The sequence below is a fragment of the Pseudoalteromonas sp. SG44-1 genome, assembly GCF_014164315.1.
Classification (GTDB): Bacteria; Pseudomonadota; Gammaproteobacteria; order Enterobacterales; family Alteromonadaceae; genus Pseudoalteromonas; species Pseudoalteromonas rhizosphaerae.
On record NZ_JACJEW010000124.1, the window covers coordinates 1 to 3,097 of the forward strand.

Annotated in this window: 2 rRNA genes; both read left to right on the top strand. The window is 49.5% G+C overall.

Features of this window, described 5'->3' with window-relative positions:
- A 23S ribosomal RNA gene (locus tag H5187_RS22915) occupies window positions 1-2,787 on the top strand; the annotation flags it as partial.
- Window positions 2,788-2,984: 197 nt separating this feature from the next.
- Window positions 2,985-3,097: ribosomal RNA gene (gene rrf, locus H5187_RS22920) — 5S ribosomal RNA — on the top strand; the annotation flags it as partial.

Below are 3,097 nucleotides of genomic sequence, written 5' to 3' on the forward strand. Positions count from 1 at the left end.
TGAGACTAGGATTTCCGAATGGGGAAACCCACCTGCTTGCAGGTATCGTTAACTGAATACATAGGTTAACGAGGCGAACGCGGAGAACTGAAACATCTAAGTACCCGTAGGAAAAGAAATCAACCGAGATTCCGAAAGTAGCGGCGAGCGAAATCGGAACAGCCCTTAAGCTTAATTGGTGTTAATGGAAGGCTCTGGAAAGTGCCACGATACAGGGTGATAGTCCCGTACATGAAAATCCCTTTTAAGTGAAATCGAGTAGGTCGGAGCACGTGAAACTTTGACTGAATATAGGTGGACCATCATCTAAGGCTAAATACTCCCAACTGACCGATAGTGAACCAGTACCGTGAGGGAAAGGCGAAAAGAACCCCTGTGAGGGGAGTGAAATAGAACCTGAAACCGTGTACGTACAAGCAGTAGGAGCCCACTTGTTGGGTGACTGCGTACCTTTTGTATAATGGGTCAGCGACTTATATTTTGTAGCGAGGTTAACCGAATAGGGTAGCCGTAGGGAAACCGAGTCTTAACTGGGCGAATAGTTGCAAGGTATAGACCCGAAACCCGGTGATCTAGCCATGGGCAGGTTGAAGGTTGAGTAACATCAACTGGAGGACCGAACCCACTAACGTTGAAAAGTTAGGGGATGACCTGTGGCTAGGAGTGAAAGGCTAATCAAACCGGGAGATAGCTGGTTCTCCCCGAAATCTATTTAGGTAGAGCCTCGGACGAATACTTACGGGGGTAGAGCACTGTTAAGGCTAGGGGGTCATCCCGACTTACCAACCCTTTGCAAACTCCGAATACCGTAAAGTAATATCCGGGAGACACACGGCGGGTGCTAACGTCCGTCGTGAAGAGGGAAACAACCCAGACCGCCAGCTAAGGTCCCAAAGTCATAGTTAAGTGGGAAACGATGTGGAAAGGCCCAGACAGCCAGGAGGTTGGCTTAGAAGCAGCCATCCTTTAAAGAAAGCGTAATAGCTCACTGGTCGAGTCGGTCTGCGCGGAAGATGTAACGGGGCTAAACTATGCACCGAAGCTGCGGATTCAGAATTTATTCTGAGTGGTAGGGGAGCGTTCTGTAAGCGGTTGAAGGTGTACCGGGAGGTATGCTGGACGTATCAGAAGTGCGAATGCTGACATGAGTAACGATAATGCGGGTGAAAAACCCGCACGCCGGAAGACCAAGGGTTCCTATCCCATGTTAATCAGGGTAGGGTAAGTCGACCCCTAAGGCGAGGCCGAAAGGCGTAGTCGATGGGAAACGGATTAATATTTCCGTACTTGGTATAATTGCGATGGGGGGACGGAGCAGGCTAAGCAAGCATGGCGTTGGTAGTCCATGTGAAAGTGAGTAGGCTAGTGACTTAGGTAAATCCGGGTTGCTGTTAGGCTGAGACACGAGACGAGTCACTAAGGTGATGAAGTTGCTGATGCCATACTTCCAGGAAAAGCCTCTAAGCTTCAGATTATACCGAATCGTACCCCAAACCGACACAGGTGGTCAGGTAGAGAATACTAAGGCGCTTGAGAGAACTCGGGTGAAGGAACTAGGCAAAATCGTACCGTAACTTCGGGAGAAGGTACGCTCCGATTGGTGATGAGACTTGCTCTCTAAGCTGATTGGAGCCGCAGTGACCAGGTGGCTGGGACTGTTTATTAAAAACACAGCACTGTGCAAAATCGCAAGATGACGTATACGGTGTGACACCTGCCCGGTGCCGGAAGGTTAATTGATGGGGTTATCTTCGGAGAAGCTCTTGATCGAAGCCCCGGTAAACGGCGGCCGTAACTATAACGGTCCTAAGGTAGCGAAATTCCTTGTCGGGTAAGTTCCGACCTGCACGAATGGTGTAACCATGGCCACGCTGTCTCCACCCGAGACTCAGTGAAATTGAAATCGCAGTGAAGATGCTGTGTACCCGCGGCTAGACGGAAAGACCCCGTGAACCTTTACTACAGCTTGGCACTGAACATTGAACCTACATGTGTAGGATAGGTGGGAGACTTAGAAGATGAGACGCTAGTTTTGTTGGAGTCGTCCTTGAAATACCACCCTTGTAGTTTTGATGTTCTAACGTTGGCCCCTGAATCGGGGTTACGGACAGTGCCTGGTGGGTAGTTTGACTGGGGCGGTCTCCTCCCAAAGAGTAACGGAGGAGCACGAAGGTTGGCTAAGTACGGTCGGACATCGTACGGTTAGTGTAATGGTAGAAGCCAGCTTAACTGCGAGACAGACACGTCGAGCAGGTACGAAAGTAGGTCATAGTGATCCGGTGGTTCTGAATGGAAGGGCCATCGCTCAACGGATAAAAGGTACTCCGGGGATAACAGGCTGATACCGCCCAAGAGTTCATATCGACGGCGGTGTTTGGCACCTCGATGTCGGCTCATCACATCCTGGGGCTGAAGTCGGTCCCAAGGGTATGGCTGTTCGCCATTTAAAGTGGTACGCGAGCTGGGTTTAGAACGTCGTGAGACAGTTCGGTCCCTATCTGCCGTGGGCGTTTGAGAATTGAGAGGGGTTGCTCCTAGTACGAGAGGACCGGAGTGAACGAACCGCTGGTGTTCGGGTTGTCATGCCAATGGCATTGCCCGGTAGCTACGTTCGGAACTGATAAGCGCTGAAAGCATCTAAGCGCGAAGCAGGCCTCGAGATGAGTTCTCACTAGAGCTATAAGCTCTCTGAAGGGCCGTTGAAGACTACAACGTTGATAGGCAAGATGTGGAAGCATAGTGATATGTTAAGCTAACTTGTACTAATTACCCGTGAGGCTTAACCATACAACGCCAAACGCGTTTTATGTGATAGTTGATAGCGCAAGAAGTTAATAGACTAAAGTAGATTTACTGAAAACTTTATTATCAGAATTCCAAATTTATAAGGTGACTCTTAGCGCGTAGCGTTAAAGTTGAGGCACCCTGCGCAAAGGAAATGTAAGCACTACGTGCTTTGTCATAACTCCTTTGCACCCTATTTGCTTGGTAACAATAGCGTTTTGGACCCACCTGACCCCATGCCGAACTCAGTAGTGAAACGAAACAGCGCCGATGATAGTGTAGCATTTGCTATGTGAAAGTAGGACATTGCCAG